This is a genomic window from Variovorax sp. J31P207 (assembly GCF_030316965.1).
GTDB lineage: Bacteria > Pseudomonadota > Gammaproteobacteria > Burkholderiales > Burkholderiaceae_C > Variovorax > Variovorax ginsengisoli_B.
This window is the reverse complement of sequence record NZ_JASZYN010000005.1, coordinates 167,858-193,848: the sequence shown is the minus strand read 5'-3', so window position 1 is coordinate 193,848 and position 25,991 is coordinate 167,858. Positions and strand designations below refer to the sequence as shown.

The following is a 25,991-nucleotide window of genomic DNA, read 5'->3' as shown; positions in this document are numbered from 1 at the left end:
TCCCCGTCCGCAATCCCGCACCACCATGCTCCTCATTCCTGCGATCGACCTCAAGGATGGCCACTGCGTTCGCCTCAAGCAAGGCGATATGGACCAGTCCACCACTTTCAGCGAAGACCCGGCCGCGATGGCGCGCAAGTGGCTCGAAGCCGGCGCCCGCCGCCTGCACCTGGTCGACCTGAACGGCGCCTTCGCGGGCAAGCCGCAGAACCACGCGGCGATCAAGGCGATCCTGAAGGCGGTCGGCGACGAGATCCCGGTGCAGCTGGGCGGCGGCATCCGCGACCTGGACACCATCGAGCGCTACATCGACGACGGCCTGCGCTACGTCATCATCGGCACCGCCGCGGTCAAGAATCCGGGCTTCCTGAAGGACGCCTGCAGTGCCTTCGGCGGCCACATCATCGTCGGGCTGGACGCCAAGGACGGCAAGGTCGCCACCGATGGCTGGAGCAAGCTGACCGGGCACGAGGTGGCCGACCTCGGCAAGAAATTCGAGGACTACGGCGTCGAGTCGATCATCTACACCGACATCGGCCGCGACGGCATGCTGTCGGGCATCAACATCGATGCCACCGTGCGGCTGGCCCAGGCGCTGACGATCCCCGTGATCGCCTCGGGCGGGCTCTCGAACATGGCCGACATCGACAAGCTGTGCGCGGTCGAGGCGGACGGCATCGAAGGCGTCATCTGCGGCCGGGCCATCTATTCGGGCGACCTGGACTTCGCTGCCGCCCAGGCCCGGGCCGACGAACTCGCGGTCTAGGGTCCAGGTCCGGGCCGATCACTCGGCCTTGATGGCCATCGCCTGGATGATCGTCTCCAGCTGCGGGCTCATCGGCAGGTCGAGGCTGGTGCCGCCGGGCAGCTTGCGAAGGAACCAGCGCTTGTACTGGCGCTCGATCTCCCCGTCCTCGGCCAGCACCTGGAAGGTGTCGTTGACCACCTTCGCCATCTCCGGATCGCCCTTGCGGTACATCACGCCGTAGGGGTCGTAGGACAGGAAGTCACCGACCACCTGGTAGTCGGTCGGGCCCTGGGCGCCGCCCCTGTCCTGCGCGATCAGGCCGTACAGCAGCACCTCGTCGGTCGCGAAGGCCTCCACCTTGCCGGACTTCACGAGCGCGAACGATTCGGCGTGATCGCGCGAAACGACCAGCTCCAGGCCCAGCTTGAAGCGCGCCGACAGATCGCGCATCGTCTTCTCGTTGGTGGTCCCGGCGGTCACGGCCACCGGCTTGCCGGCGAGGTCGCGGAAGGACTGGATCGGCGAGCCTTTCCTGACCAGCAGCCGGGTGCCCGAGACGAACATCGTCGGCGAGAAGGCGACCCGCTTCTGGCGCTCCAGGTTGCTGGTGGTCGAGCCGCATTCGAGGTCGACCTGGCCGCTCGCCACGGCATCGATGCGGGTCTCGGCCGTCACCGGCAGCCACCGGATCTCCAGCGTCTTGTGCACCGCATCGCCCATCGCCTCGACCACCGCCTTGCACAGCTCGATCGAGTAGCCGATCGGCTCCTTGCGCGGCGACAGGAAGGAAAACGGCACCGAGGATTCGCGGTAGCCGATCACGACCGCGCCGGCCGCCCGTACCTTGGCCAGCGTGCCGCTGAGCGCGGCCGGCGTCGCCGGCGTCGGATCGGACTGGGCGAACGCGGCCGGCGCCAGGCCCAGCAGTGCGCCCAGCAGCGCGGCGGTGGTCGCCAGGGTCCGTACGGCGCTCATTTCGGGGCCTCAGGCATGCACCGGATGGGCGAGGGTGGCGGCGCTTTCGATGTCCATCGCCCGCGCATTGGCCGCGGCGTCGCTTTCGGAGAGCAGTTCGCCCTCCCATTTGGCGACCACCGCCGTGGCGATCGAATTGCCCACCGCGTTGGTGGCCGACCGGCCCATGTCCAGGAAGGTGTCGACGCCGAGGATCAGCAGCAGCCCGGCTTCGGGGATGTTGAACTGGTTCAGGGTCGCTGCGATCACGACCAGCGAGGCGCGCGGCACGCCGGCCATGCCCTTCGAGGTCAGCATCAGGATCAGCAGCATCGTGAGCTGGGTGCCGAGCGACAGCGGGATGTCGTAGGCCTGGGCGATGAACAGCACCGCGAAGGTGCAATACATCATCGAGCCGTCGAGGTTAAACGAATAGCCCATCGGCATCACGAAGCTGGAGATCTTGCGCTTGACGCCGAAGCGGTCGAGGGCGATCAGGATCTTGGGGTAGGCCGCTTCCGAGCTGGCGGTGGCGAACGAGAGCAGGAACGGCTCCCGGATCAGCTTCAGCAGCGTCACGATGCGCGGCCCGAGGAAGAAGAGCCCGGCCAGGGCCAGCAGCCCCCACAGCAAGAACAGGCTCAGGTAGAAGCCGCCCATGAAGACCGCGAACTTGAGCAGGATGCCCAGGCCGTTGACCGCCACCGTGGCCGCCATGGCGGCCAGCACCGCCAGCGGCGCCAGCTTCATCACGTAGCCGGTGATCTTGAGCATGGCGTGGGAAAGCTCCTCGATCGCGTTGACCAGCGTGCGGGCCTTCTCGCCGAGCGAGGCCAGCGCGACGCCGAAGAACATCGAGAACACCACGATCTGCAGGATCTCGTTGTTGGCCATGGCCTCGACGAAGGATTTCGGCACCACGTGGCCGACGAAATCCTTGAGCGTGAACTTGGAGGTGGCGAGGTTGGCGGAGGACCCGATCTCGGGCAGCGGCAGCCCGAGGTCGTGGCCCGGCTGCAGCAGGTTGGCCATCAGGAGGCCCAGCAGCAATGAGACCAGCGAGGCGGTGATGAACCAGCCCAGCGCCTTGCCGAACACCCGTCCGACGGCGGCCGCGTCGCCCATGTGGGCGATGCCGACGACCAGGGTGGAGAACACCAGCGGCCCGATCAGCATCTTGATCAGGCGCAGGAACACGTCCGACATGATCGAGATGTAGCCGGCGATCTCGCCGGCGGTCTTCTTGTTCGGGAAGTTGACGAAGACCATGTAGCCGATGGCGATCCCGATCAGCATCGCGATCAGGATCCAGGCGGCCGGCGGCAGTTTCCTTCTCATGGAGGCGCTCCTCGTTGCGAGTTGTTCTGAAGCGGGATCCGTGTCGCCGGTGCCCAACCGCAACCGCCGGCCAAACCTAGAATCGGGCCATGACCCTCCAAGCCCTCGTCTTTCGTGGCCAGCCGGCCGTGCGGCTGGCGCTGCCCGGCGGCGACAGTTGCACTGTAGCGCTGCACGGCGCTCATGTGTTGTCGTGGACCACGGCCGATGGCGTCGAGCGGCTCTACCTGAGCCCCGACGCCCGCTTCGACGGCCAGAGCCCGATCCGCGGCGGCATTCCGGTCTGCTGGCCGCAGTTCAACCTGCGCGGCTCCCTGCCCAAGCACGGCTTTGCCCGCACCCTGCCGTGGACGGCCGAGCCGCAGGCCGACGACCGGCGCGACACCGTCGTGCTGGCCTTGCGCGACGGCGCCGCCACGCGGGCGCTCTGGCCGCACGCGTTCCGGGCCCGGCTGGCCGTCACCCTGGCCGCGCGTTCGCTGCGCGTCGCCCTGGCCATCGACAACATGGGCGGCGAACCCTGGTCCTTCGCGGCGGCGCTCCACAGCTACCTGCGGGTCGACGAGGCCACCGAGGTCCGGCTCGAGGGCCTGCAGGGCGCCAACCGCTGGGATGCGGTGCGCGACGACCGCCATGTCGAGATGGCGCCGGCGCTGGCCTTCGGCAGCGAATTCGACAGCGTCTACGCCGCGCCCGCCCGGCCGCTGCGGCTGGTCCAGCCTTCGGGCACACTCGAGATCTCGCAAAGCGCGAGCTGCACCGAGACCGTGGTCTGGAACCCGGGCCCGCTGCTCGCCGCCAAGCTCGACGACCTGCCCGACGACGGCTGGCGCCACATGCTCTGCGTCGAGGCTGCCCGCATCGACGAACCCGTGCTGCTGGCGCCCGGCGCGCAGTGGCAGGGCTGGCAACAGCTCAGGGTCGCCTGAACCTCTTTTCGCCCGAACCACACCATGCTTGCCAAACGCATCATTCCCTGTCTCGACGTCACCGGCGGCCGCGTCGTCAAGGGCGTCAATTTCGTCGAATTGCGCGACGCCGGCGACCCGGTCGAGATCGCGGCCCGCTACAACGCACAGGGCGCCGACGAGCTCACCTTCCTGGACATCACCGCCACCAGCGACGGCCGCGACCTGATCCTGCCGATCATCGAGGCGGTGGCCTCCCAGGTCTTCATCCCGCTGACCGTCGGCGGCGGCGTGCGCACCGTGGCCGATGTCCGCCGGCTGCTCAATGCCGGGGCCGACAAGACCAGCTTCAATTCGGCCGCGATCGCCGATCCCCGGGTGATCGAGGATGCCTCGCAGAAGTACGGCGCCCAGTGCATCGTGGTGGCGATCGACGCCAAGCGGCGCTCGCCCGAGGACGCCGCCACGCGCGGCCCGGGCTGGGACGTCTACAGCCACGGCGGGCGCAAGAACACCGGCCTCGACGCCGTGCAGTGGGCGGTCGAGATGGCGCGCCGCGGCGCCGGCGAGATCCTCCTGACCAGCATGGACCGCGATGGCACGAAAAGCGGTTTCGACCTCGAACTGACGCGGGCCGTGAGCGACGCCGTCAGTGTGCCGGTGATCGCCTCGGGCGGTGTCGGCAGCCTGGAGCACCTGGCCGACGGCATCCAGACTGGCGGCGCCGACGCCGTGCTGGCGGCGAGCATCTTCCACTATGGGGAGTTCACCGTCGGCGAAGCGAAGCGGCAGATGGCCGCACGCGGCATCCCGGTGCGTCTGTGACCGACAATAGCCCGCTATGAACTGGCTAGACGAAGTGAAATGGGACGCGAACGGCCTGGTGCCGGTGATCGCGCAGGAACAGGGCAGCAACGACGTGCTGATGTTCGCCTGGATGGACCGCGAGGCGCTGGCCAGGACGGCGGAACTCGGCCGCGCCGTGTACTTCAGCCGCTCGCGCCAGAAGCTCTGGTTCAAGGGCGAGGAATCCGGCCACGTCCAGACCGTGCACGAGATCCGGATCGACTGCGACAACGACGTGGTGCTGCTCAAGGTCACGCAGCAGGGCCACGAGCCCGGCATTGCCTGCCATACCGGCCGCCACAGCTGCTTCTTCAGCAAGTACGAGAACGGCCAGTGGGTCGCGACCGAGCCGGTCTTGAAAGACCCGGCCTCGATCTACACATCGTCCCCAAGATGAGCACCGAAGCCCGCAACGCCGAAGACGCCCTGGCGCGCCTGGCGGCCGTGATCGAAAGCCGCCTGCCTTCGCGCGGCGGCGACCCCGACAAGAGCTATGTCGCCCGCTTGCTGCAGCGCGGCCCGGATGCCTTCCTCAAGAAGATCGGTGAGGAGGCCACCGAGGTCGTGATGGCCGCGAAGGACGCCGACCACGGCGGCGACCGCGCGAAAGTGGTGAACGAAGTGGCCGATCTGTGGTTCCACAGCATGGTGGCGCTCGCGCACTACGGTTTCTCGCCCGCCGACGTGGTGGCCGAACTCGAGCGTCGCGAGGGCACCAGCGGCATCGAGGAAAAGGCCCTGCGCAAGGCGCAGGATCGCGAAGCTTCCAACGACTGAAAGGAGCGCACGCCATGCCCAACGACATCGTGACCGTCGAGCCCGACGACTCGCTCAAGACCTGGGGCTGGGTCAGCTACATCCTGCACCTGGCGGTGGCGGTCGGCGCCGTGCTGCCTGGCGCCCAGGCCTCGATCGGGCTGCTGGTGATCGCGCTGGTGATCGACCTCGTCAAGCGCGATGACGCCGCCGGCACCTGGCAGGCGTCGCATTTCAGCTGGCGCATCCGCTCGGTGCTGTGGGCCGGCGTGCTGTATGTCCTGACCTCGTGGCTGTGGCTGCTCTTCCTGGTGCCCGGCTGGATCGCCTGGGCCCTGATTTCGCTTTGGTTCCTCTATCGCATCGTCAAGGGGATGGTGCGCATGAATGCGAGCCGCCCTATGGATACCAGCAATGTCATCTGACCCGAACTGCATCTTCTGCAAAATCATCGAGGGCAAGATTCCCTCGCGCAAGGTCTACGAGGACGACGAACTGTTCGTCTTCCACGACATCGCGCCCTGGGCGCCGATACATTTCATGATCGTCCCGAAGCGCCACATCCCGTCGATGGCCCAGGTCACGGCCGACGACGCGGGGCTGCTGGGCCGGATCATGACCCTGGCGCCCAAGCTGGCGATCGAGCAGGGCTGCCGGCCGTATCCCGAGGGCGGGTTCCGTATCGTGGTCAATACCGGCGCCGAGGGCGGGCAGGAGGTTCAGCATCTCCATGTGCACGTCATGGGTGGCCCGCGGCCCTGGCTGCGTGGCTGAAAGCCATCCTTTCGGCCGGTCATTCGGCGCCGACTAAAATGCGACACATTCTTCAGGAGTAATCCATGGGTTCACTTTCCATCTGGCACTGGCTGATCGTGCTGCTCGTCGTCGTGATGATCTTCGGCACCAAGAAGCTGCGCAACATGGGGTCCGACCTCGGTGGCGCCGTGAAGGGCTTCAAGGACGGCATGAAGGACGGCGCGAGCACCGATGCCCCGACCGCCGCCGGCCCGAACGCCCAGGTGAGCGGCAACAGCACCGCCGACAAGACCACGATCGACGTCGAAGCGCGTCAGAAGTCCTGAGCCAGACCGTTCCGTGATCGATCTCGGCATCTCGAAACTGGCCCTGATCGGCGCCGTGGCGCTGATCGTCATCGGGCCGGAGAAGCTGCCGCGCGTGGCGCGCACCGTCGGCACCCTGCTCGGCAAGGCGCAGCGCTACGTCAACGACGTCAAGGCCGAGGTCAATCGGTCGATGGACCTCGACGAACTGCGAAAGATGAAAGACACCGTGCAGGAGGCTGCACGCGACGTCGAGCAGAGCATCCAGTCCGGCGCCAGCGACTTCGAGAAGCAGTTCTCGGAAAGCGGCCAGACCTTGTCCGCGCTGTCGGACACCACGCCCGCCTATCCCGAGTACAAGCACCCACGCAAGAAATGGCGCCTCAAGCAGGGCGCCACGCCGCAGTGGTACAAGGCGCGCAACGGCGTGCGCACCAAGGCGCTCTCGGGCGCGGCGCGCGTCGCCCGCTACCGCCCTCACAAAATCAATTAGGCGCAAGCAAGCGAAGGGCGGCGCACAGCGCGCGCCGATTTCTGAACGCAGCGTCCCCACATGGCCGATCCCAAAGACAAGAACAAAGAAGACGAACTGGCCGGCACCGAGCAGCCTTTCGTCCAGCACCTGATGGAGCTGCGGGATCGCCTGCTCTATTGCGTCTACGGCCTGGTCGTGGCCGGTGTGCTGCTGGCCATCTGGCCCGGGCCGGCCGGGCTGATCGACATGATCGCGGTGCCGATCCGCGCCCACATGCCACCGGATGCCAAGCTGATCGCCATCGGCGTCTTCTCGCCGTTCTTCGTGCCGCTCAAGGTGCTGGGGATGACGGCCGTGCTGCTGGCGCTGCCCTGGCTCATGTACCAGGCCTGGATGTTCGTGGCGCCCGGCCTCTACAGCCACGAGAAGAAGTTCGCGCTGCCGTTGATCTTCTTCGGCAGCCTGCTGGCCTACGGCGGCATCGCCTTCGTGCAGTTCTTCGTGCTGGACAAGATGTTCGGCTTCATCCAGAAGTTCACGCCGCCCTCGGTCAATGCCACGCCCGACATCTCGTCCTACGTGGAGGCGATCCTGTCGCTCTACATCGCCTTCGGGGTCGCTTTCCAGGTGCCGATCGTGGTGATGCTGCTGGTCCGCTTCGAGCTCGTCACGATCGAGAAGCTGCGCTCGTTCCGCGGCTATTTCATCGTGCTGGCCTTCGTGGTCGCCGCGGTGCTGACGCCGCCCGACGTGGTCTCGCAGCTCGCACTGGCGATTCCGATGTGCCTGCTGTACGAGGTCGGCATCATCGGCGCCCGCTACTTCACCAAGTACAGCAAGCCGCCAGAGGAAAGCGCCGACTCCGCCCAGTCCTGAAAACCTGATCGCCGGCCGGGCCGGCGTGCAGGTTCACTCTGCGTCGCTGCTCGGCACCCGGCGCACCGGCGACTTGGGGCGCAGGCCCGGCGTCACGTCCAGTTCCAGCTTGTCGCTGCCCCGCTGAAGCGCGAAGCGCGTCGCCGTGCCCGGCTTGAGCCCGGCCACGGCGCTCAGCAGCTCCTGCGTGTTGCCCACGCTTTTCTCGGCCACGCCCGTGATCACGTCGCCGGGACGCACCCCCGCCTTGGCGGCCGGGCCGTTCTGCAGCACGCCGGTGATGATCACGCCGCTGCTGGCCTTGACGCCGAAAGTCTCGGCCAGTTCGGGCGACAGGTCGTTGGGCTCGACGCCGATCCAGCCGCGCGTGACCTTGCCGGCCTTGACGATGTCCTCCAGCACCTGCTTGGCGGTCGAGACCGGGATCGCGAAGCCGATGCCCATGCTGCCGCCCGAGCGGGAGTAGATCGCCGTGTTGATGCCTTCGAGGTTGCCGTTGACGTCGATCAGCGCGCCGCCCGAATTGCCCGGGTTGATGGCGGCATCGGTCTGGATGAAATTCTCGAAGGTGTTGATGCCGAGCTGGTTGCGCCCGAGCGCCGAGACGATGCCGCTGGTCACGGTCTGGCCGACGCCGAAGGGGTTGCCGATGGCCAGCACTTGGTCGCCGACCTGCAGCGCGTCGGAGTTGCCCAGCACGATCACGGGCAGCTTGTCGAGCTCGATCTTGAGCACCGCCAGGTCGGTGTCGGGATCGGTGCCGATCACCTTGCCGCGCGCGTGCCGGCTGTCGTTGAGCGTGACGTCGATTTCGTCCGCGCCCTCGACCACGTGGTTGTTGGTCAGGATGTAGCCGTCGGCGCTGACGATCACGCCGCTGCCGAGGCCGATCTGCGGCTGGTCGCCCTGGTCGCCGAAGAAGAAGCGGAACCAGGGGTCGTTGCTGCGCGGCGAGCGCTGGGCCGCCTTGCTGGTGTTGATGCTGACCACGGCCGGCGACGCCTTCTTGGCCGCGGCGCTGAGGCTGCCGGCGGCGATGCTGCCGGCGGGCGCGGCAGGGGCTTCGACCACCGAGACCAGGCCGTTGAGCGGGCCGGTGCGCCGGTTCAGCCATTCGGGCTTGAGCGTCGCGACGACGAAATAGGCCGCCAGCAGGACGGTCACGGCTTGGGCAAACAGCAGCCAGGTGCGTTTCATGAAAAAGCGGGAAGCAAAGCGCCAATTGTCCCCCAAAGGGTTCTGCGCTTCGGTCGGTCCCCGCCCGCGAGCCCGGCAGTGTCGGCAAGAATAAGGGAAAACCCTTAAAATAGACGAACTTGCAGCCGGACACCCTATCGGGACCGATCCGGCGTGACGCGCGCGAGACCCCGCCGCGATTCGCCTTGGCAAGAAGCGTGCGCTCCGTCCGGGGGTGCTTGTCCCGCCATTCGCCTTTCGCCCGTCCATGACCGCTCAACTCCTTGCCGATGGCGCCGCCGCGCCTGCGAGCCGCGCCCGCCCGCTCGGCGCCCGGGACTACAAGACGCTCGCCCTGTCCGCCCTCGGCGGCACGCTCGAGTTCTACGACTTCGTCATCTACGTCTTCTTTGCCACCGTACTGGGCGGCCTGTTCTTCCCGGTCGACATGCCGGACTGGCTGCGCCAGCTGCAGACCTTCGGGATCTTCGCCGCCGGCTACCTGGCACGTCCCTTGGGCGGCATCGTGATCGCCCATTTCGGCGACCTGCTCGGCCGCAAGCGGATGTTCACGCTGTCGATCTTCCTGATGGCCGCGCCGACGCTTGTGATTGGGCTGCTGCCGACCTATGCCTCGATCGGCGTGGCGGCGCCGCTGCTGCTGCTCGCGATGCGGGTGCTGCAGGGCGCGGCGATCGGTGGCGAGATGCCGGGCGCCTGGGTGTTCGTTGCCGAGCACGTGCCGGCGCGCCGCTACGGCTTCGGCATCGGCACGCTGACCTCGGGCATCACCGGCGGCATCCTGCTGGGCTCGCTGGTCGCGGTGGCGATCAATGCCCGCTACACGCCGGCCGAAGTGGGCGCCTTCGCTTGGCGCATTCCGTTCGTGCTGGGTGGCGTGTTCGGGCTGGTGTCGGTCTACCTGCGCCGCTTCCTTCACGAAACGCCGGTGTTCCAGGAGCTCGCCGGGCGCCGCAGCGCGGCGCGCGAGCTGCCCCTCAAGACCATCCTGCGCGAGCACCGCGCGGCCAGCCTCTACGTCGCGCTGCTGACCTGGGTGCTGTCGGCCGCGATCGTCGTGGTGGTGCTCTACACGCCGACCTACCTGCAGAAGGTCCACCACGTGGAGCCCGCGCTCGCGCTGGCCGCCAACGCGGTCGCGACGCTCATGCTGACCCTGGGCTGCGTGGCGGTCGGCTGGGCCTGCGACCGGATCGGCACGCGGGCCGTGATGCTGATCGGCTGGGCCGGCCTGCTGGTCACCAGCTACCTGTTCTATACCGGGCTGCCGGGGACGCCGGCCTCGCTGGTCTGGCACTACGGGCTGGTGGGCCTGTTCGTCGGCAGCATCGCCACCGTGCCGATCGCCGGCGTGCGGGCGTTCCCGGCGCCGGTGCGCTTCACGGGTCTTTCGTTCGCCTACAACATGTCCTACGCGATCTTCGGCGGCCTCACGCCGGTGATCCTGACCGTGTGGCTGCAGCGCGACCCGATGGCGCCGGCGCACTACGTGGCCGCGCTCGCTGCGCTGGGCTTCGTGCTGGGCCTGATGCCCCTGGCGGCGCGCGGCCATGCGATGCGGGCGGCGCCGGCCGGGGCCACAATGGCGCGATGAGCACGACCCGCCACGAACTCCTGCACGCGTTCGACCTGCTGCTTGCGCCCGCGCGCTTCAAGGACTACGGGCCCAACGGCCTGCAGGTCGAGGGCCGCACCACGGTGCGCAAGATCGTCTCCGGCGTGACCGCGAGCCGGGCCCTGATCGAAGCCGCGATCCACGCCGAAGCCGATGCGATCTTCGTCCACCACGGCCTGTTCTGGCGCGGCCAGGACGGGCGTGTCACGGGCTGGATGCGACAGCGCCTGGGCCTGCTGCTCGGCGACGACGTCAACCTGTTCGCCTACCACCTGCCGCTGGATGCCCATCCGGAACTCGGCAACAACGCGCAGCTCGGGCTGCGGCTCGGCCTGGTCGCGCACCCGGGCTCGGCCGGCCGTTTCGGCGAGCAGGAGATCGGCTTCCTCGGCGCGCGCGACAACGGCGAAGGCTTCACGAATGCGAAGGCGCTGGCCGCCCACGTAGAGAAGGCGCTCGGCAAGGCCGTGACGCTGGTGGAAGGCCCGCCGCGCCCGATCCGCAACGTCGCCTGGTGCACGGGCGGGGCGCAGAGCTACTTCGAGGCCGCGATCGCCGCCGGTGCCGATGCCTTCATCACGGGCGAGATCTCCGAGCCCCAGGCCCACTACGCCCGCGAGATGGGTGTCGCCTTCCTGGCCTGCGGCCACCATGCCACCGAACGCTACGGGGCGCCGGCCGTCGCGGCGCATGTCGCCGCCCAGTTGGGCCTGGCCCACGAATTCATCGACATCGACAATCCGGCGTGAGCAACAACGACGCATCCCTCCCCATCGCCATCACGCTCGGCGACCCGGCCGGCATCGGCCCCGAGATCATCGCCAAGGCCTTTCGCGACGCCGCGACCGACTTGCGAGGCTGCTTCGTGGCCGGCGACGTGGCGACGGTGCGCCGGGCTGCGCAGGCGATCGCCACGACCGGTGCGCCGGCCCTGCCGGTCGCGTTGCTCGAGACGCCCGGCGAGGTGCGCGATGCGCCGGCCCGCTGCATCCCGGTACTGCAGGTGGTCGCGCCGACGGGCGCGCCGATCGTCCAGGGCCAGGTCAGCGCCGAGGCCGGCCGCATCGCCGGCGATTGCGTGGTGTGGGCCGCGCGCGCGGCGCTGCGCGCAGAGATCGCCGCGATCGTCACGGCCCCTCTGCACAAGGAAGCGCTCGCGGCGGCCGGCTTCCCGTATCCGGGCCACACCGAACTGCTGCAGGCCGAAGCCGCGGCCCATCTGGCCCGGCCGCTGTCGGAGGTGCCGGTGCGCATGATGCTGGCCAACGACGAACTGCGCACCGTGCTCGTCAGCATTCACATGTCGCTGCGCCAGGCGATCGAGGCCGTGACCGTCGATGGCGTGCTGCAGACGCTGCGGATCGCGCACCGGGCCCTCGGCGCGGTGCTCGGGCGGGCGCCGAAGATCGGCGTCGCGGGGCTCAATCCGCATGCGGGGGAGGGCGGCCTGTTCGGCTCCGAGGAGCGCGACATCATCGCCCCGGCGATCGCGGCCGCGCGCGCCGAAGGGATCGATGCCGACGGACCTCACGCGCCCGACACCGTCTTCATGCGCGCCCGTGCCAAGGCCGATGGCCCTGGCGAGTTCGATGTCGTGATCGCGATGTACCACGACCAGGGGCTGATCCCGGTCAAGTACCTGGGCGTCGAGAAGGGCGTGAACGTGACGCTGGGGCTGCCGCTGGTGCGGACCAGTCCCGACCATGGGACGGCGTTCGATATCGCGGGGACTGGACGGGCGGATGCTTCCAGCTTGATCGAGGCCGTGCGGATGGCGCGGTCGTTGGTGCGGGGAGCTAGCGCTTGAGGCTGTCGCGGATCTCGCGCAGCAGCATCACGTCTTCGGGCGTCGCCGCGGGCGCCGGCGGCGGCGGGGCTTCGGTCAGGCTGCGCAGCCGGTTGATCTGCTTGACCATCAGAAAGATGATGAAGGCCAGGATCACGAAGTTCACCGCCACGGTGATGAAGTTGCCGTAGGCCAGCACCGGTGCGCCGGCCTTCTTGAGTTCGACCAGCGTGTCGGCCACGCCGCTGGGCCTGGGGCCCAGCACGATGTAGAGGTTCGAGAAATCGAGCTTGCCGAAGATGAGCCCGACCAGCGGCATGATGATGTCGCTCACCAGCGAGTCGACGATCTTGCCGAAGGCCGCACCGATGATCACGCCGACTGCCAGGTCGATCACGTTGCCCTTGACGGCAAATTCGCGGAACTCTTTCAGAAAGCTCATGTCGTGCACCTCGTCTGCGGTTGGTTTTGAACGGCGGCCAGTATAGGGGCGGGGGCGGTGTCTGCGTCCGGTCACAGGCGCGTGCGGCGGGCACTGCGCGCCGTTGAATTCGCCTTTTACGCTCCGCTACAATCCTTGGTTGACCCAAGTCCCCCCGAAGAAGATTGAGGATCTCCATGAGTGACAGCAGCGCGAGTACCGCCGGCCGACCCCGGATCGACACCAGCAAGCGGACATGGTTGATTGCCTCAGGCTGCGCCGGCGCAGTGGGTGGCGTCGCCGTCGCAGTGCCTTTCGTGAGTTCGTTCCAGCCGTCGGAAAAGGCCAAGGCCGCCGGCGCTCCGGTCGAAGCCGACATCGGCGCGCTGCAGGTCGGCGAGAAGATGACCGTCGAATGGCGGGGCAAGCCGGTCTGGATCCTGAAGCGTTCGCCCCAGCAGGTCGCCGAGCTGCCCAAGCTCGATCCGCTGCTCGCCGATCCGCAATCGAAGCGCAACCCCGACGAGTTCACGCCGGAGTACGCGCGCAACGAGCATCGCTCGATCAAGCCCGAGATCCTGGTGGTCGTCGGCATCTGCACGCACCTGGGCTGCTCGCCCACCGACCGCTTCCAGCCGGGCCCGCAGGCTTCGCTGCCCGACAACTGGGAGGGCGGCTTCCTGTGCCCCTGCCATGGCTCGACTTTCGACCTGGCCGGCCGCGTCTTCAAGAACAAGCCCGCACCCGACAACCTGCCGGTGCCGCCGCACATGTACCTCTCCGACACGCGCCTCCTGATCGGCGACGACAAGAAGGCCTGAGGAGAACAAGAACATGGCTGAATTCCACGAAATTTCCCCCAACGCGCCAGCCAACGAGAAGCTGCTCAACTGGGTCGACAACCGATTCCCGCTGACCAAGCTCTGGAACGACCAGTGGGGCAAGTACTACGCGCCGAAGAACTTCAACTTCTGGTACATCTTCGGCTCGCTCGCGATGCTGGTCCTCGTGATCCAGATCGTGACCGGCATCTTCCTGGTGATGCACTACAAGCCCGACGCCGCGCTGGCGTTCGGCTCGGTCGAGTACATCATGCGCGACGTGCCGTGGGGCTGGCTGATCCGCTACATGCACTCGACGGGGGCCTCGGCCTTCTTCATCGTGGTCTACCTCCACATGTTCCGCGGCCTGATGTACGGCAGCTACCGCAAGCCGCGCGAGCTGATCTGGATCTTCGGCTGCGCGATCTTCCTGTGCCTGATGGCCGAGGCCTTCATGGGCTACCTGCTGCCCTGGGGCCAGATGAGCTACTGGGGCGCCCAGGTGATCGTGAACCTGTTCGCCGCGATCCCCTTCGTCGGCCCTGACCTCGCCCTGCTGATCCGCGGCGACTACGTGGTGAGCGACGCCACCCTCAACCGCTTCTTCAGCTTCCACGTGATCGCGGTGCCGCTGGTGCTGCTCGGCCTGGTGGTCGCCCACCTGATCGCGCTGCACGAAGTGGGTTCGAACAACCCCGACGGCATCGAGATCAAGGCCAACCGCGGTGCCGACGGCCATCCGGTCGATGGCATCCCGTCGCACCCGTACTACACGGTGCACGACATCTTCGGCGTGGTGGTGTTCCTGACGATCTTCTCGGCCGTGATCTTCTTCGCGCCCGAGGCCGGCGGCTACTTCCTCGAATACAACAACTTCATCCCGGCCGATTCGCTCAAGACGCCCAACCACATCGCGCCGGTCTGGTACTTCACGCCCTTCTATTCGATGCTGCGTGCCATCACCAGCGAGATGATGTATGCGCTGATCGCCTGCGTGGTCGGTGCCGCCGCCTACGGCGTCTGGAAGGCCCGCTTCCCGTCCTTCATCAAGGCCGGCATCGTGATCGTCGCGGTCGGCGTGGTCGCGATGATGCTGTCGATCGACGCCAAGTTCTGGGGCGTGCTGGTGATGGGCGGCGCGGTCGTCATCCTGTTCTTCCTGCCCTGGCTGGATCACAGCCCGGTCAAGTCGATCCGCTATCGCCCGAGCTGGCACAAGTATGTCTACGGCGTGTTCGTCGTCAACTTCGTGGTGCTGGCCTACCTCGGCGTGCAGCCGCCGTCCCCGGTCGGCGAACGCATCTCGCAAATCGGAACGCTCTTCTATTTCGGTTTCTTCCTGCTGATGCCGTGGTGGAGCCGCCTCGGCGAATTCAAGCCGGTCCCCGAGCGCGTGGTTTTCAACGCTCACTGACCGGGAGACAACAAGAATGAAGAAACTGATCCTCACGTTGATCGCGGCGCTCGGCATCGTCACCGGCGCACACGCTGCCGAAGGCGGCCTCGCCTGGGACAAGGCGCCGAATCGCACCACCGACCTGGCCGCGCTGCAGAACGGCGCCAAGCTGTTCGTCAACTACTGCCTGAGCTGCCACTCGGCGGCGTACATGCGCTTCAACCGCCTGACCGACCTCGGCATCACCGAGCAGCAGATCAAGGACAACCTGCTGTTCACGACCGACAAGATCGGCGAGACCATGCGGGTCAACATGGACCCGCGCCAGGCCAAGGAATGGTTCGGCACGGTGCCGCCCGACCTGACCCTGGTGGCGCGTTCGCGTGCCGGCCACGGCGGCACGGGTGCCGACTATCTCTACACCTACCTGCGCACCTTCTACCGCGACGACACCAAGGCCACGGGCTGGAACAACCTCGCGTTCCCGGCCGTGGCGATGCCGCATGTCATGTGGGAGCTGCAAGGCGAGCGCCGTCCGGTCTTCGACAAGGTCGAAGCCCACGGCCATGAAACCGAAGTGTTCAAGGGCTGGGAGCAAGTGAGCCCCGGCACCATGACGCCGATCCAGTTCGACCAGAACATGGGCGATCTCGTGAGCTTCCTGCAATGGATGGCCGAGCCGGCGCAGAACACCCGCATTCGCGTCGGCGTCTGGGTGCTGCTGTTCCTCGTCATGGCGGTCGTCTTCACGTGGCGCCTCAATGCCTCGTACTGGAAAGACGTCAAGTAATGCCACGCCGATCCGGCGCCTCGTGCGCCGGGTCCCGCAGAGTGGGTTGCGAACGCGACCCACTCTTTTTGATTTTTAGGAGTCTTTCGCCATGATGGTCCTGTATTCTGGAACGACCTGCCCGTTTTCCCATCGCTGCCGCTTCGTGCTGTTCGAGAAGGGCATGGATTTCGAGATTCGCGACGTCGATCTCTACAACAAGCCCGAGGACATCAACGTGATGAACCCGTACGGGCAAGTGCCGATCCTGGTCGAGCGCGACCTGATCCTGTACGAGTCGAACATCATCAACGAGTACATCGACGAGCGCTTTCCGCATCCGCAGCTGATGCCCGGCGACCCGGTCGACCGCGCCCGCGTGCGCCTGTTCCTGCTCAACTTCGAGAAGGAACTGTTCGTTCACGTGTCCACCCTCGAGAACCGCACCACCAAGGGCAACGAGAAGGCCCTCGAGAAGGCGCGCTCGCACATCCGTGACCGCCTCACGCAGCTGGCGCCGGTGTTCCTCAAGAACAAGTACATGCTGGGTGACAACTTCTCGATGCTCGACGTCGCGATCGCGCCGCTGCTGTGGCGCCTCGACTACTACGGCATCGACCTCAGCAAGAACGCGGCCCCGCTGCTCAAGTACGCCGAGCGCATCTTCTCGCGCCCGGCCTACATCGAGGCGCTGACGCCCTCCGAAAAAGTCATGCGCAAGTGAGTCGCTTGCGCCGTCGCCCATGATCAACGCGCTCGAGTCGTCATCCACCCGCCCCTACCTGATCCGGGCGTTGTACGAATGGTGTACCGACAACGGCTTCACGCCGTACGTCGCGGTGCAGGTCGACGACACGGTGCAGGTGCCGCGCGAGTACGTCAAGAACGGCGAGATCGTGCTGAACATCAGCTTCGACGCGACCAGCTCGCTCAAGCTCGGCAACGACTTCATCGAGTTCAAGGCCCGCTTCGCCGGGACGGCGCGCGAGATCAGCGTGCCGGTCGGCCGAGTGATCGCGATCTATGCGCGCGAAAACGGGCAGGGCATGGCGTTCCCGGCGCCGGCACCGGCGCCGGCCGATGGGGCTGCCGCACCGGCCGCCCCGACGCCGTCGGCCGCCTCGACCCGGACACCGCTGCGCGACGCATCGCGCGGTACCGAAGGCGACGCCAGCAAGGTCGTGCACCTGGTGACCGGGGAGGGCGAGGAGCCGGCCGCCACCAGCAGCACGCCGCCGCCGGACCCCGAAGACCCGCCACGGCCGCCGGCCGGCGGCGGGGCGCGTCCGTCGCTCAAGCGCATCAAATGAACGGCGCGGCCCGGTTCGTTCCGGCCCGCTAAAATCCAGGTCCCGCCGCTTTAGCTCAGTTGGTAGAGCAACCGCCTTGTAAGCGGTAGGTCGTCAGTTCGATTCCGACAAGCGGCACCAATTTCCTGGCGCATCCGTCCGGCGCTCCCATGAACACTTCATCGAATACTTTCGCTGCCGGCGGGCGCGTGCAGGCGCTGCAGCGCCGCGCCACCGCCGTGCAATGGATTCGCAAGACCCACGGCTGGATCGGCCTCTGGGGCGCGATCCTCGGCCTGCTCTTCGGCACCGCAGGCATCTGGCTCAACCACCGCGCGGTGCTCAAGCTGCCGATGGCCCAGCAGCGCGCCAACGCCCAGCTGGCGCTGCCCGAGCCGCCACCGGCGAGCGCGGCCGAGATGGCCGTCTGGCTGCAGGCGGCCCTGGACCAGGACCGGCCTCCGAATTCGGTGCGCACCGAGCCCGCGCGACCGGTGGCCTGGGGCGAAAAGGGCAAGCCCGACCCGCTGATGCAGCCCGAGCGCTGGACCTTCAATTTCGGCGGGCCCGACGCCATCGTCCAGGCCGACTATTGGCGCGGCAACCGCTCGGTCGGCGTCACGACCACCCAGAACGGCTTGGTCGCCACGCTGACCAACATGCACAAGGGCACCGGCATGTCGGTCGGCTGGATCCTGCTGGTCGACACCTTGGCCGGCAGCCTGATCTTCCTGTCGATCTCGGGGGTGATCCTCTGGATGCTCACCCACCGCCGCCGCGCGGTCGGGCTGGCCATCTTCGGGACCTCGGTCGCCCTGACCCTGGGCCTGGCGCTGGCGCAGCTCTGAAGCCCCGGCGCGGCCGGCCTCAGCGCCGCGACATCACCTTGATCCGGATCGTCGAGACGTCCCAGCCGCGCGACTTGAGCCGCGCCTGCAGCATGGGCGCCAGCTGACGCAGCTTGGCGGCCGCGGCGCTGCCGTTCACCAGCATGCACCAGACGTCGGCTTCGGCCGGCCCGGCCTGGACCGCGGCGCGCATTTCCGTCGGGATCAGGTCCTGTACCGCGGCCAGACGTTCGTTGGCGTCACGCGCGCGCGCCGCCAGGCTCGCCAGGGTGGGCGAACCCTCGGCGGCTTCGAGCAGGGTGACGGCGGGGTTGAGACGGCGGTACATGGACGGTTCGAAGGCAGTGGGCGGGCAATGGGCGGCGGTTCGGAAGGTCGAGGCAAGGTGGCTAAAATCGGCGGTTTGCCGGCATCCTGCGCGCCGGCCCGCTTGCCTTTTGGTCAAGCGCGCCCAAGTTCGTTCTCTTGTCTATCTTAGGGATTTCGGTCGAGGCGCCCGCATCCAGCGAGTGTGCATCGATCTCCATTCATGGCCACCAACTTCCTGACTCAAATTTTCGGCAGTCGCAATGACCGGCTCCTGAAGCAGTATCGCAAGACGGTCGAACGCATCAACGCGCTGGAGCCGTCCTTCGAGAAGCTCGACGACGCGGCGCTGCGCGCCAAGACGCAGGAGTTCAAGGACCGCGTCGCCAAGGGCGAGTCGCTCGACGACCTGTTGCCCGAGGCCTTCGCCACGGTGCGCGAGGCCTCGAAGCGGATCATGAAGATGCGCCACTTCGACGTCCAGCTGCTGGGCGGCATGGCGCTGCACAACGGCAAGATCTCCGAAATGCGCACCGGCGAGGGCAAGACCCTGACGGCGACCTTGCCGGTGTACCTGAACGCGCTCACCGGCAAGGGCGTGCACGTGGTCACGGTCAACGACTACCTCGCCAACCGCGATGCCCAGTGGATGGGCCGGCTCTACAACTACCTCGGGCTCTCGGTCGGCATCAATCTGCCGCAGATGCCGCGCGAGGAGAAGCAGCAGGCCTACGGCAGCGACATCACGTACGGCACCAACAACGAGTACGGCTTCGACTACCTGCGCGACAACATGGTCTACGAGCCGGGCGACCGGGTCCAGCGCGGGCTGAACTACGCGATCGTCGACGAGGTCGACTCGATCCTGATCGACGAGGCCCGCACGCCGCTGATCATCAGCGGCCAGGCCGAGGACCACACCGAGCTCTACCTGGCGATCAACAAGGTCGTGCCGCTGCTGGTCAAGCAGGAGGGCGAGGCCGACCCCCGCACCGGCGAAGGCGTCACCAAGCCGGGTGACTTCACGGTCGACGAGAAGACCCACCAGGTGTTCCTGACCGAGGACGGCCACGAGAAGGCCGAGCAGGTGCTGTCGGAGTTCAAGCTGCTGCCAGAGGGCGCCTCGCTCTACGACCCGGCCAACATCACGCTGATGCATCACCTGAACGCGGCGCTGCGGGCCCGGCATCTCTATCACCGCGACCAGCACTACGTGGTGCAGCAGGGCGAGGTCGTGATCGTCGATGAGTTCACCGGCCGCCTGATGACCGGCCGCCGCTGGAGCGACGGCCTGCACCAGGCCGTGGAAGCCAAGGAAGGCGTCGAGATCCAGGCCGAGAACCAGACCCTGGCCTCGATCACCTTCCAGAACTACTTCCGCCTGTACGGCAAGCTGGCCGGCATGACCGGCACCGCCGACACCGAAGCCTACGAGTTCCAGGAAATCTATGGTCTCGAGACCATGATCATCCCGCCGAACCGGCAAAGCCGGCGCGAAGACCAGCTCGACCGCGTCTACAAGACCACGCGCGAGAAATACGAGGCCGCGATCCAGGACATCCGCGAATGCCACGAGCGCGGCCAGCCGGTGCTGGTCGGCACCTCGTCGATCGAGAACTCCGAGATCATCGCCGGCCTGCTCGAGAAGGCCGACCTGCCGCACCAGGTGCTGAACGCCAAGCAGCATGCACGCGAAGCCGACATCGTGGCCCAGGCGGGCCGCACCAAGATGATCACGATCGCCACCAACATGGCCGGTCGCGGGACCGACATCGTGCTGGGCGGCAACGTCGAGAAGCTGATCGAGGCGGTCGAGGCCGACGAGTCCAGGGACGACACGGCCAAGGCCGCTGAAATCGCCAGCCTGCGCGCCCAGTGGGACAAAGACCACGAGTTCGTGAAGTCGCTCGGCGGCCTGCGCATCATCGCCACCGAGCGCCATGAATCGCGCCGTATCGACAACCAGCTGCGCGGCCGCTCGGGCCGCCAGGGCGACCCGGGTTCCTCGCGCTTCTACCTGAGCCTGGACGACCCGCTGATGCGCATCTTCGCCGGCGACCGCGTGAAGGCGATCATGGACCGCCTGAAGATGCCCGACGGCGAGGCGATCGAGGCCGGCATCGTGACCCGCAGCATCGAGAGCGCGCAGCGCAAGGTCGAGGCGCGCAACTTCGACGTCCGCAAGCAGCTGCTGGAGTACGACGACGTCTCGAACGACCAGCGCAAGGTGATCTACCAGCAGCGCAACGACATCCTCGACGCGACCGAGCTGACGGCGCAGATCGAGGGCTTGCGCGAGGGCTGCTTCACCGACCTGGTGCGCCAGTACGTGCCGGCCGAATCGGTCGAGGAGCAATGGCAGCTGGCCGGCCTCGAGAAGGTGCTGAGCGACGAATGGGGCCTCGAGATCCCGCTGCGCCAGCAGGTCGAGGCCGCGACCGCGATCGGCGACGAGGACGTGGTCGAGAAGGTGGTGACCGCCGCCAACGAGGTCTTCAACGCCAAGCTGGCGCTGATCGGCCAGGAGAACTTCACCCAGTTCGAGCGCATGGTGCTGCTGCAGAGCATCGACACCCACTGGCGCGAGCACCTGGCGTCGCTCGACTACCTGCGCCAGGGCATCCACCTGCGCGGCTATGCGCAGAAGCAGCCCAAGCAGGAATACAAGCGCGAGGCCTTCGAGCTCTTCGGCCAGCTGCTCGATTCGGTCAAGAACGAGGTCACGCGCCAGCTCATGACGGTGCGCGTGCAGTCCGGCGAACAGCTCGAAGAGGCCGCCGAGGCGATGGAAAGCCGCGGCGAGAACCTTGCCAACATCACCTACACCGCGCCGACCGAGACCGGCGAGGTCGAGGTCCGGGTCGACGAGGAAAGCCAGCGTCGCCAAGTCGCCGGCGGCCTCTCCGCCGGTGCCGCGGCCTTCGCGCGGGTCGGCCGCAACGATCCGTGCCCCTGCGGCAGTGGCAAGAAATTCAAGCAGTGCCACGGCAAGCTCACCTGACATCCATCGACAGGATTTCTCCATGCCAGTGAATCTCTCCGCTCCCGACCCCGCCGCGCTGCATGCGGTGCCCGGCGTTCGCATCGGCGTGGCCGAAGCGGGCGTGCGCAAGGCCAACCGCAAGGACCTGACGGTCGTCCTGATCGACGAAGGCGCCGCGGTCGGTGGCGTGTTCACCCAGAACCGCTTCTGCGCGGCGCCGGTCCAGGTCTGCCGCGAGCACCTGGCCCGCGATTTCGGCATCCGGGCGATGCTGATCAACACCGGCAACGCGAACGCCGGCACCGGCGAGGACGGACTGGCGCGCACCCGCGCCACCTGCATCGCGCTGGCGCGTCACCTGAACCTGGCGCCCGAGCAGATCCTGCCCTTCTCGACCGGCGTCATCATGGAGCCGCTGCCGATCGACCGCATCGAAGCCGGCCTGCCCGCCGCGCTCGCCGATGCCGCGCCCGACCATTGGGCGCGCGCGGCCGAAGGCATCATGACCACCGACACCGTGCCCAAGGCCTTCAGCCAGCAGGTGCAGATCGGCGGCGCGACCGTGACGGTCACCGGCATCAGCAAGGGCGCCGGCATGATCCGGCCGAACATGGCGACCATGCTCGGCTTCATGGCCACCGACGCGAAGATCGACCCGGCGCTGATCCAACCCCTGGCCAAGGCACTGGCCGATGCGTCCTTCAACCGCGTGACGATCGACGGCGACACCTCGACCAACGACTCGTTCGTGGTCATCGCGACGCAGAAGGCGGCGCATGCCACGATCGGCTCGCTCGAATCGCCCGAAGGCCGCGCGCTGCTCGAAGCGATGCGCAATGTCGCCCGCCAGCTGGCGCAGGCCATCGTGCGCGACGGCGAAGGCGCGACCAAGTTCATCACCATCCAGGTCGAAGGCGGCAAGGATGCGGCCGAGTGCCGGCAGGTCGCCTATGCGGTCGCGCATTCGCCGCTGGTCAAGACCGCGTTCTTCGCCAGCGATCCGAACCTGGGCCGGATCCTCGCGGCCGTCGGCTATGCGGGCATCGCCGATCTCGACCAGACCGGCATCGACCTCTACCTGGACGATGTCCACGTGGCGGTCAAGGGCGGCCGCAATCCGGCCTACCGCGAGGAAGACGGCCAGCGCGTCATGAAGCAGAGCGAGATCACGGTGCGCATCGCGCTCGGACGCGGCAGCGCCGCCGACACCGTCTGGACCTGCGACCTGAGCCACGACTACGTCTCGATCAACGCCGACTACCGGTCATGAACGTCCAGTTCGAACGCCTGCTCGAGCGGGCCGAGCACCTCATTGCGCGCATCGAATCGATCCTGCCGCAGCCGCTCGCGGCGCCGACCGACTGGAGCGCCTCGATCGCCTGGCGCTACCGCCGTCGCAGTTCCGGCCACGGCACGCTCGAGCCGGTGCGCCACGTGGCCGCGATGGCGCTCGACTCGCTCAAGGAAATCGACGTCCAGAAGGACAAGATCGAGCGCAACACGCGCCAGTTCGTCGAAGGCAAGCCGGCCAACAACGTGCTGCTGACCGGCGCCCGCGGCACCGGCAAGTCGTCGCTGATCCGCGCCTGCCTGCAGGCCTACGCACCGCAGGGCCTGCGCCTGATCGAGGTCGACAAGGCCGAGCTGACCGACCTGCCCGACATCATCGAGGTGGTCGCGAACCGGCCCGAGAAGTTCATCATCTTCAGCGACGACCTCAGCTTCGACGAGGGCGAGCCGGGCTACAAGGCGCTGAAGTCGATCCTCGACGGCTCGATCGCCGCGTCGACGCCCAACGTGCTGATCTACGCGACCAGCAACCGGCGCCACCTGCTGCCCGAGTACATGAAGGACAACCTCAGCTACACCCATACCGAAGATGGCGAAGTCCATCCGGGCGAGGTGATCGAGGAGAAGATCTCGCTGTCGGAGCGCTTCGGCCTCTGGGTCAGCTTCTATCCCTTCAGCCAGAACGAATACCTGGCGATCGTCGCCCAATGGCTGTCCTCGTTCGGCGTCGACGCCAAGGCGGTCGAGGCCGCGCGCCCCGAGGCCCTGGTCTGGGCGCTCGAGCGCGGCTCGCGCAGCGGCCGCGTGGCCTACCAGTTCGCGCGCGACTACGCAGGGCGTGCGGCTTGACCGGGACCCGCAAGCACACCGAAGTCGCGGTCGGCATCCTGATCCGCGAGGACGATTCGCTGCTGCTGTCGACCCGGCCCGAAGGCAAGCCCTATGCCGGCTACTGGGAATTCCCGGGCGGCAAGCTCGAGGCCGGCGAGACCGTCGAGGAGGCGCTGCGGCGCGAACTGCACGAAGAGCTCGGCATCACGATCGCCGGGGCCGCGGTCTGGAAGGTCACCGAGCACGACTACCCGCATGCGCTGGTGCGCCTGCACTGGTGCAAGGTGCATCGCTGGAGCGGCGATTTCGAGATGCGCGAGGGCCAGGCGATGTGCTGGCAGCAACTGCCGCTCGACGTGACGCCGGTGCTGCCGGGCGCGCTGCCGGTGCTGGCCTGGCTGGCCGAGGAGCGCGGGCTGGTCTTCGAGCCGCCGGCGGCTTAGGGCCTGTTGCCGCTACTGCCGCTTCGGATCGCCGAACGGATCGTCGTCCGGCGGCGCATCGGCCGGCATCCTGAATTCTTCGCTGGCCCAGGCACCCAGGTCGATGCCCTTGCAGCGCGCGCTGCAGAACGGCCGGTAGGGATTGCTGGCCGCGTAGACACTGTCCTGTCCGCATGCCGGGCAGCGGACGATCCGCTCGCCGATGGAATTCGTCGCACCGCTCATCGAATGTCTCAGGCGCAGAGGGTCAGTTCGAACGGGGCCTCGTCCGTGCTTTGATGAAGGCGATCATCGGTGCCATGCCGCATCAGCCTGACCGACACCATCAGCCGGTTGCCGGAAATCTCGGGAATCAGCCCGAGCTTGGGGTCGATGCGCAGGCGCAGCAACTGGAAGCTGCGGCCCTGCGGCAGGGTCTGCTGGAACTGGCCGTTGGCCGCGATCACCTTGTAGGGCACGTCGGCATCGCGCAGCAGCTTGAGCAGCAGGTAGATCGACTCGGCCAGCGGCGCGAGCGTGGACGACCAGCGCTCGAGGTCGGCGCGGCGCTCGTGGGCGCGGCGGTTCTGCCAGGCGTAGTAGGCCGGCAGGTCGAACTCGCAGGTGCCGCCCGGAATGCCGGCGCGGCTGCGGATGCTCATCAGCCACTCGTTCTCGGTCAGGGCCTGGCCGGCCTTGCCCGGCACCGTGTTGAGGGTGGTGAAATTGCTTTCGAGCTTGCCCACCACCTGGTCCAGCACCGATTCGGCGATGGCCGGGTTGCCGCGGTAGCTGTTGAAGACGTTCTTGTGCTTGTCGAGGTCCCGCAGCACGTCGGCCTTGAGGTCGGCGCGCGCCGCCACGTCCATGATCTCGAAGATCGTGACCAGTGCGTAGTGATGCAGCAGCGGCGAATCGGCCGGCACCAGCTCGCCAAGGCGACGGAACAGGTGTTCCAGCCGAAGGTAGGTCCGGATGCGCTCGTTGAAGGGGTACTCGTAGAGGATCACGCGTGGTGGCTTCCGGTTGCAGATGATAGCTTCAAGAGGCCTTCGAGGGGGCGGCGGGCAGGATCTTGCGCACCGCTTCGAGCATCCGCTGGCCGACCACCAGCTGCCCGTGCATCGACAGGTGGGTGTCGTTCGGGAAGAAATAGTCGCGGACCTTGTTTTTCTGATCGAACGAGAGGCTGAACAGGTCGGGGCCGATGTCGGCGGCACCGAATGCCGTCACGAAATCTTTCGAATGTTCCGGCTTGACATACACGGTGGTCTTGTTGGGGATGATCATCCACAGCACGGTGCGCCGTGGATGGGCGTCGCCAAAGGCCTTCATCTGGGCCGCGTGCTGCACCGTCAGCTCGCCGTTCTCGTCGTCGGCCGGCCAGAACGGGACCTTGTCGCAGAGCTGGTGGCTGAACAACGCGCAGCCCCCGGGAACCGGTCGCACCAAAATCTTGTCGTTCGACAGGATCGGCTCGGTCGCCTCGCGCGCCCGCCGGGTGTTGCGATAGATCCGCACGCCGGAGGTCAGCTTGCCGTCCCAGTTGAGCACCGGCGCCGGCACCGACGAGGGCGACTCGAAGAAGGGCTTGATGCCGGCCGAGAAGGGCTTGGCCATCGTCTTGCAGGTCTGGGTGCCGACCATGCGTTCGTTCACCAGACGCTCGATGCTCTCGACGATCACCAGCTTGCCGCGGAAGCCCGCGCGATCGAGCCAGGCATCGAAGTCGCCGCAGAGCTCTTCGTTGATCTGGCCCCAGAAGGTGGTCGTGACCCGGTAGCCGGCCCGGGTGAGCATCGATTGCCAGCGGTTCGACATCGAGAAGCTGTCGCCGATCACGACGATGTCGGCTTCGGCAACCGGGACCGCATTCAGGTACTTCGGATCGACGTGCGGCGGCTCGATCCGCCAGCCGAAGGCGGTCTCCGACAGCAGGCCGATGCGGGTCATGTCGCCATAGAAGGGCGGCGTTTTCAGGGTCACGATCAGCAGCGCGATGATGACGAGGAAGCCGGCCCCGAAGATCCGCAGCCAGAGTTTCGCGGGAGTCAT

Annotated in this window: 31 protein-coding genes and 1 tRNA gene; 24 read left to right on the top strand and 8 right to left on the bottom strand. The window is 67.2% G+C overall.

Annotated elements, in window-relative coordinates:
* Positions 1–25: 25 nt before the first annotated feature.
* The gene (gene hisA, locus QTI68_RS18835; RefSeq protein ID WP_286523466.1) at positions 26–766 is read left to right on the top strand and encodes a 1-(5-phosphoribosyl)-5-[(5-phosphoribosylamino)methylideneamino]imidazole-4-carboxamide isomerase; all 741 of its coding nucleotides are present in this window, start codon (positions 26–28) and stop codon (positions 764–766) included.
* 18 nt (positions 767–784) lie between these two features.
* On the opposite strand, the gene QTI68_RS18830 is transcribed toward hisA, so the two are convergent.
* On the bottom strand, positions 785–1,723 hold the full coding sequence (locus tag QTI68_RS18830; protein WP_286523464.1) for an amino acid ABC transporter substrate-binding protein: 939 nt from the start codon (positions 1,721–1,723) through the stop codon (positions 785–787).
* 9 nt (positions 1,724–1,732) lie between these two features.
* Positions 1,733–3,040 carry a dicarboxylate/amino acid:cation symporter gene (locus QTI68_RS18825; RefSeq protein WP_286523462.1) on the bottom strand — a complete coding sequence of 436 codons (1,308 nt, stop codon included), beginning with the start codon at positions 3,038–3,040 and terminating at the stop codon, positions 1,733–1,735.
* 89 nt (positions 3,041–3,129) lie between these two features.
* Between QTI68_RS18825 and QTI68_RS18820 the strand changes: the two genes are divergently transcribed.
* The 9 genes from QTI68_RS18820 (at position 3,130) to tatC (ending at position 7,962) form a co-directional block, all read left to right on the top strand.
* Positions 3,130–3,969: a D-hexose-6-phosphate mutarotase gene (locus QTI68_RS18820; protein ID WP_286523460.1), complete on the top strand. Its 840-nt coding sequence runs from the start codon at positions 3,130–3,132 to the stop codon at positions 3,967–3,969.
* A 24-nt stretch (positions 3,970–3,993) separates the two neighbouring features.
* Complete coding sequence (gene hisF, locus QTI68_RS18815; RefSeq protein WP_286523459.1) at positions 3,994–4,773, top strand: imidazole glycerol phosphate synthase subunit HisF; 780 nt, start codon at positions 3,994–3,996, stop codon at positions 4,771–4,773.
* A gap of 16 nt (positions 4,774–4,789) precedes the next feature.
* Entirely contained in the window at positions 4,790–5,191 is a 402-nt protein-coding gene (gene hisI, locus QTI68_RS18810; protein WP_286504841.1) for a phosphoribosyl-AMP cyclohydrolase, read from the top strand.
* Positions 5,188–5,571 (top strand): phosphoribosyl-ATP diphosphatase, encoded by a 384-nt coding sequence (locus QTI68_RS18805; RefSeq protein WP_286369105.1) that lies wholly within the window; start codon positions 5,188–5,190, stop codon positions 5,569–5,571. Before hisI ends, QTI68_RS18805 begins: the two co-directional genes overlap by 4 nt.
* Positions 5,572–5,585: 14 nt before the next feature.
* The gene (locus tag QTI68_RS18800; RefSeq protein WP_286523457.1) at positions 5,586–5,975 is read left to right on the top strand and encodes a DUF4870 family protein; all 390 of its coding nucleotides are present in this window, start codon (positions 5,586–5,588) and stop codon (positions 5,973–5,975) included.
* Positions 5,965–6,324 (top strand): histidine triad nucleotide-binding protein, encoded by a 360-nt coding sequence (locus QTI68_RS18795; RefSeq protein WP_286523456.1) that lies wholly within the window; start codon positions 5,965–5,967, stop codon positions 6,322–6,324. The genes QTI68_RS18800 and QTI68_RS18795 overlap by 11 nt, the downstream gene beginning before the upstream one ends.
* Positions 6,325–6,389: 65 nt before the next feature.
* Positions 6,390–6,632: a Sec-independent protein translocase subunit TatA gene (gene tatA / locus QTI68_RS18790; protein WP_286523455.1), complete on the top strand. Its 243-nt coding sequence runs from the start codon at positions 6,390–6,392 to the stop codon at positions 6,630–6,632.
* Between the two features lie 13 nt (positions 6,633–6,645).
* Positions 6,646–7,104 (top strand): Sec-independent protein translocase protein TatB, encoded by a 459-nt coding sequence (gene tatB, locus QTI68_RS18785; protein WP_286523454.1) that lies wholly within the window; start codon positions 6,646–6,648, stop codon positions 7,102–7,104.
* A 60-nt stretch (positions 7,105–7,164) separates the two neighbouring features.
* A complete protein-coding gene (tatC, locus tag QTI68_RS18780; RefSeq protein ID WP_286523452.1) occupies positions 7,165–7,962 on the top strand; it encodes a twin-arginine translocase subunit TatC in 798 nt (265 codons plus the stop codon).
* A 33-nt stretch (positions 7,963–7,995) separates the two neighbouring features.
* On the opposite strand, the gene QTI68_RS18775 is transcribed toward tatC, so the two are convergent.
* Complete coding sequence (locus tag QTI68_RS18775) at positions 7,996–9,159, bottom strand: S1C family serine protease (protein ID WP_286523450.1); 1,164 nt, start codon at positions 9,157–9,159, stop codon at positions 7,996–7,998.
* Positions 9,160–9,406: 247 nt separating this feature from the next.
* Here QTI68_RS18775 and QTI68_RS18770 point away from each other — a divergent pair, with 247 nt between their 5' ends.
* From QTI68_RS18770 to pdxA, 3 genes are read left to right on the top strand one after another with little or no spacing between them, the layout of a single operon-like run.
* Positions 9,407–10,753: an MFS transporter gene (locus tag QTI68_RS18770; protein ID WP_286523449.1), complete on the top strand. Its 1,347-nt coding sequence runs from the start codon at positions 9,407–9,409 to the stop codon at positions 10,751–10,753.
* Positions 10,750–11,523, top strand: coding sequence for a Nif3-like dinuclear metal center hexameric protein (locus QTI68_RS18765; protein WP_286523448.1), 774 nt, complete (start codon positions 10,750–10,752; stop codon positions 11,521–11,523). The genes QTI68_RS18770 and QTI68_RS18765 overlap by 4 nt, the downstream gene beginning before the upstream one ends.
* Entirely contained in the window at positions 11,520–12,581 is a 1,062-nt protein-coding gene (gene pdxA / locus QTI68_RS18760; protein WP_286523447.1) for a 4-hydroxythreonine-4-phosphate dehydrogenase PdxA, read from the top strand. Before QTI68_RS18765 ends, pdxA begins: the two co-directional genes overlap by 4 nt.
* Here pdxA and mscL read toward each other — a convergent pair.
* Positions 12,571–13,002: a large conductance mechanosensitive channel protein MscL gene (gene mscL, locus QTI68_RS18755; RefSeq protein ID WP_286523446.1), complete on the bottom strand. Its 432-nt coding sequence runs from the start codon at positions 13,000–13,002 to the stop codon at positions 12,571–12,573. The genes pdxA and mscL overlap by 11 nt on opposite strands.
* 176 nt (positions 13,003–13,178) lie before the next feature.
* Here mscL and petA point away from each other — a divergent pair, with 176 nt between their 5' ends.
* From petA to QTI68_RS18720, 7 genes are all read left to right on the top strand, one after another.
* Complete coding sequence (gene petA / locus QTI68_RS18750; RefSeq protein WP_286523444.1) at positions 13,179–13,802, top strand: ubiquinol-cytochrome c reductase iron-sulfur subunit; 624 nt, start codon at positions 13,179–13,181, stop codon at positions 13,800–13,802.
* 13 nt (positions 13,803–13,815) lie between these two features.
* On the top strand, positions 13,816–15,216 hold the full coding sequence (locus tag QTI68_RS18745; RefSeq protein WP_286523442.1) for a cytochrome b: 1,401 nt from the start codon (positions 13,816–13,818) through the stop codon (positions 15,214–15,216).
* A gap of 16 nt (positions 15,217–15,232) precedes the next feature.
* Positions 15,233–15,988: a cytochrome c1 gene (locus tag QTI68_RS18740; protein ID WP_286523441.1), complete on the top strand. Its 756-nt coding sequence runs from the start codon at positions 15,233–15,235 to the stop codon at positions 15,986–15,988.
* Positions 15,989–16,079: 91 nt separating this feature from the next.
* On the top strand, positions 16,080–16,691 hold the full coding sequence (locus tag QTI68_RS18735; protein WP_286369119.1) for a glutathione S-transferase N-terminal domain-containing protein: 612 nt from the start codon (positions 16,080–16,082) through the stop codon (positions 16,689–16,691).
* Positions 16,692–16,710: 19 nt separating this feature from the next.
* On the top strand, positions 16,711–17,277 hold the full coding sequence (locus QTI68_RS18730; protein WP_286523439.1) for a ClpXP protease specificity-enhancing factor: 567 nt from the start codon (positions 16,711–16,713) through the stop codon (positions 17,275–17,277).
* 44 nt (positions 17,278–17,321) lie between these two features.
* Positions 17,322–17,397: transfer RNA gene (locus QTI68_RS18725), tRNA-Thr, on the top strand.
* 29 nt (positions 17,398–17,426) lie between these two features.
* Positions 17,427–18,104 (top strand): PepSY-associated TM helix domain-containing protein, encoded by a 678-nt coding sequence (locus QTI68_RS18720; protein ID WP_286523437.1) that lies wholly within the window; start codon positions 17,427–17,429, stop codon positions 18,102–18,104.
* A 19-nt stretch (positions 18,105–18,123) separates the two neighbouring features.
* Here the strand turns inward: QTI68_RS18720 and QTI68_RS18715 are convergent, their stop codons facing one another.
* Positions 18,124–18,432 carry a hypothetical protein gene (locus tag QTI68_RS18715; RefSeq protein WP_286523435.1) on the bottom strand — a complete coding sequence of 103 codons (309 nt, stop codon included), beginning with the start codon at positions 18,430–18,432 and terminating at the stop codon, positions 18,124–18,126.
* 201 nt (positions 18,433–18,633) lie between these two features.
* Between QTI68_RS18715 and secA the strand changes: the two genes are divergently transcribed.
* Genes secA through QTI68_RS18695 form a run of 4 tightly spaced genes read left to right on the top strand, consistent with a single transcriptional unit; the run spans position 18,634 to position 23,957 of the window.
* Entirely contained in the window at positions 18,634–21,411 is a 2,778-nt protein-coding gene (gene secA, locus QTI68_RS18710; protein ID WP_286523434.1) for a preprotein translocase subunit SecA, read from the top strand.
* Positions 21,412–21,433: 22 nt separating this feature from the next.
* Positions 21,434–22,663 (top strand): bifunctional glutamate N-acetyltransferase/amino-acid acetyltransferase ArgJ, encoded by a 1,230-nt coding sequence (argJ, locus tag QTI68_RS18705; protein ID WP_286523433.1) that lies wholly within the window; start codon positions 21,434–21,436, stop codon positions 22,661–22,663.
* Positions 22,660–23,532, top strand: a complete 873-nt coding sequence (locus QTI68_RS18700) for an ATP-binding protein (protein WP_286523432.1) — start codon at positions 22,660–22,662, stop codon at positions 23,530–23,532. Before argJ ends, QTI68_RS18700 begins: the two co-directional genes overlap by 4 nt.
* Positions 23,529–23,957 (top strand): NUDIX domain-containing protein, encoded by a 429-nt coding sequence (locus QTI68_RS18695; RefSeq protein WP_286523431.1) that lies wholly within the window; start codon positions 23,529–23,531, stop codon positions 23,955–23,957. The genes QTI68_RS18700 and QTI68_RS18695 overlap by 4 nt, the downstream gene beginning before the upstream one ends.
* A 12-nt stretch (positions 23,958–23,969) precedes the next feature.
* On the opposite strand, the gene QTI68_RS18690 is transcribed toward QTI68_RS18695, so the two are convergent.
* The 3 genes from QTI68_RS18690 to QTI68_RS18680 are packed head-to-tail and all read right to left on the bottom strand — an operon-like array spanning position 23,970 to position 25,991.
* Positions 23,970–24,182 carry a DNA gyrase inhibitor YacG gene (locus QTI68_RS18690; protein WP_286523430.1) on the bottom strand — a complete coding sequence of 71 codons (213 nt, stop codon included), beginning with the start codon at positions 24,180–24,182 and terminating at the stop codon, positions 23,970–23,972.
* A gap of 8 nt (positions 24,183–24,190) precedes the next feature.
* Complete coding sequence (gene zapD / locus QTI68_RS18685; RefSeq protein ID WP_286523429.1) at positions 24,191–24,946, bottom strand: cell division protein ZapD; 756 nt, start codon at positions 24,944–24,946, stop codon at positions 24,191–24,193.
* Between the two features lie 31 nt (positions 24,947–24,977).
* Positions 24,978–25,991 carry an alginate O-acetyltransferase AlgX-related protein gene (locus QTI68_RS18680; protein WP_286523428.1) on the bottom strand — a complete coding sequence of 338 codons (1,014 nt, stop codon included), beginning with the start codon at positions 25,989–25,991 and terminating at the stop codon, positions 24,978–24,980.

Bases quoted from the DNA above. Each gene is read 5' to 3' on its own strand.
- hisA (WP_286523466.1), top strand. From the start codon at position 26: ATGCTCCTCATTCCTGCGATCGACCTCAAGGATGGCCACTGCGTTCGC.
- QTI68_RS18830 (WP_286523464.1), bottom strand. From the start codon at position 1,723: ATGAGCGCCGTACGGACCCTGGCGACCACCGCCGCGCTGCTGGGCGCA.
- QTI68_RS18825 (WP_286523462.1), bottom strand. From the start codon at position 3,040: ATGAGAAGGAAACTGCCGCCGGCCGCCTGGATCCTGATCGCGATGCTG.
- QTI68_RS18820 (WP_286523460.1), top strand. From the start codon at position 3,130: ATGACCCTCCAAGCCCTCGTCTTTCGTGGCCAGCCGGCCGTGCGGCTG.
- hisF (WP_286523459.1), top strand. From the start codon at position 3,994: ATGCTTGCCAAACGCATCATTCCCTGTCTCGACGTCACCGGCGGCCGC.
- hisI (WP_286504841.1), top strand. From the start codon at position 4,790: ATGAACTGGCTAGACGAAGTGAAATGGGACGCGAACGGCCTGGTGCCG.
- QTI68_RS18805 (WP_286369105.1), top strand. From the start codon at position 5,188: ATGAGCACCGAAGCCCGCAACGCCGAAGACGCCCTGGCGCGCCTGGCG.
- QTI68_RS18800 (WP_286523457.1), top strand. From the start codon at position 5,586: ATGCCCAACGACATCGTGACCGTCGAGCCCGACGACTCGCTCAAGACC.
- QTI68_RS18795 (WP_286523456.1), top strand. From the start codon at position 5,965: ATGTCATCTGACCCGAACTGCATCTTCTGCAAAATCATCGAGGGCAAG.
- tatA (WP_286523455.1), top strand. From the start codon at position 6,390: ATGGGTTCACTTTCCATCTGGCACTGGCTGATCGTGCTGCTCGTCGTC.
- tatC (WP_286523452.1), top strand. From the start codon at position 7,165: ATGGCCGATCCCAAAGACAAGAACAAAGAAGACGAACTGGCCGGCACC.
- QTI68_RS18775 (WP_286523450.1), bottom strand. From the start codon at position 9,159: ATGAAACGCACCTGGCTGCTGTTTGCCCAAGCCGTGACCGTCCTGCTG.
- QTI68_RS18770 (WP_286523449.1), top strand. From the start codon at position 9,407: ATGACCGCTCAACTCCTTGCCGATGGCGCCGCCGCGCCTGCGAGCCGC.
- QTI68_RS18765 (WP_286523448.1), top strand. From the start codon at position 10,750: ATGAGCACGACCCGCCACGAACTCCTGCACGCGTTCGACCTGCTGCTT.
- mscL (WP_286523446.1), bottom strand. From the start codon at position 13,002: ATGAGCTTTCTGAAAGAGTTCCGCGAATTTGCCGTCAAGGGCAACGTG.
- petA (WP_286523444.1), top strand. From the start codon at position 13,179: ATGAGTGACAGCAGCGCGAGTACCGCCGGCCGACCCCGGATCGACACC.
- QTI68_RS18745 (WP_286523442.1), top strand. From the start codon at position 13,816: ATGGCTGAATTCCACGAAATTTCCCCCAACGCGCCAGCCAACGAGAAG.
- QTI68_RS18740 (WP_286523441.1), top strand. From the start codon at position 15,233: ATGAAGAAACTGATCCTCACGTTGATCGCGGCGCTCGGCATCGTCACC.
- QTI68_RS18735 (WP_286369119.1), top strand. From the start codon at position 16,080: ATGATGGTCCTGTATTCTGGAACGACCTGCCCGTTTTCCCATCGCTGC.
- QTI68_RS18730 (WP_286523439.1), top strand. From the start codon at position 16,711: ATGATCAACGCGCTCGAGTCGTCATCCACCCGCCCCTACCTGATCCGG.
- QTI68_RS18720 (WP_286523437.1), top strand. From the start codon at position 17,427: ATGAACACTTCATCGAATACTTTCGCTGCCGGCGGGCGCGTGCAGGCG.
- QTI68_RS18715 (WP_286523435.1), bottom strand. From the start codon at position 18,432: ATGTACCGCCGTCTCAACCCCGCCGTCACCCTGCTCGAAGCCGCCGAG.
- secA (WP_286523434.1), top strand. From the start codon at position 18,634: ATGGCCACCAACTTCCTGACTCAAATTTTCGGCAGTCGCAATGACCGG.
- argJ (WP_286523433.1), top strand. From the start codon at position 21,434: ATGCCAGTGAATCTCTCCGCTCCCGACCCCGCCGCGCTGCATGCGGTG.
- QTI68_RS18700 (WP_286523432.1), top strand. From the start codon at position 22,660: ATGAACGTCCAGTTCGAACGCCTGCTCGAGCGGGCCGAGCACCTCATT.
- QTI68_RS18690 (WP_286523430.1), bottom strand. From the start codon at position 24,182: ATGAGCGGTGCGACGAATTCCATCGGCGAGCGGATCGTCCGCTGCCCG.
- QTI68_RS18680 (WP_286523428.1), bottom strand. From the start codon at position 25,991: ATGACTCCCGCGAAACTCTGGCTGCGGATCTTCGGGGCCGGCTTCCTC.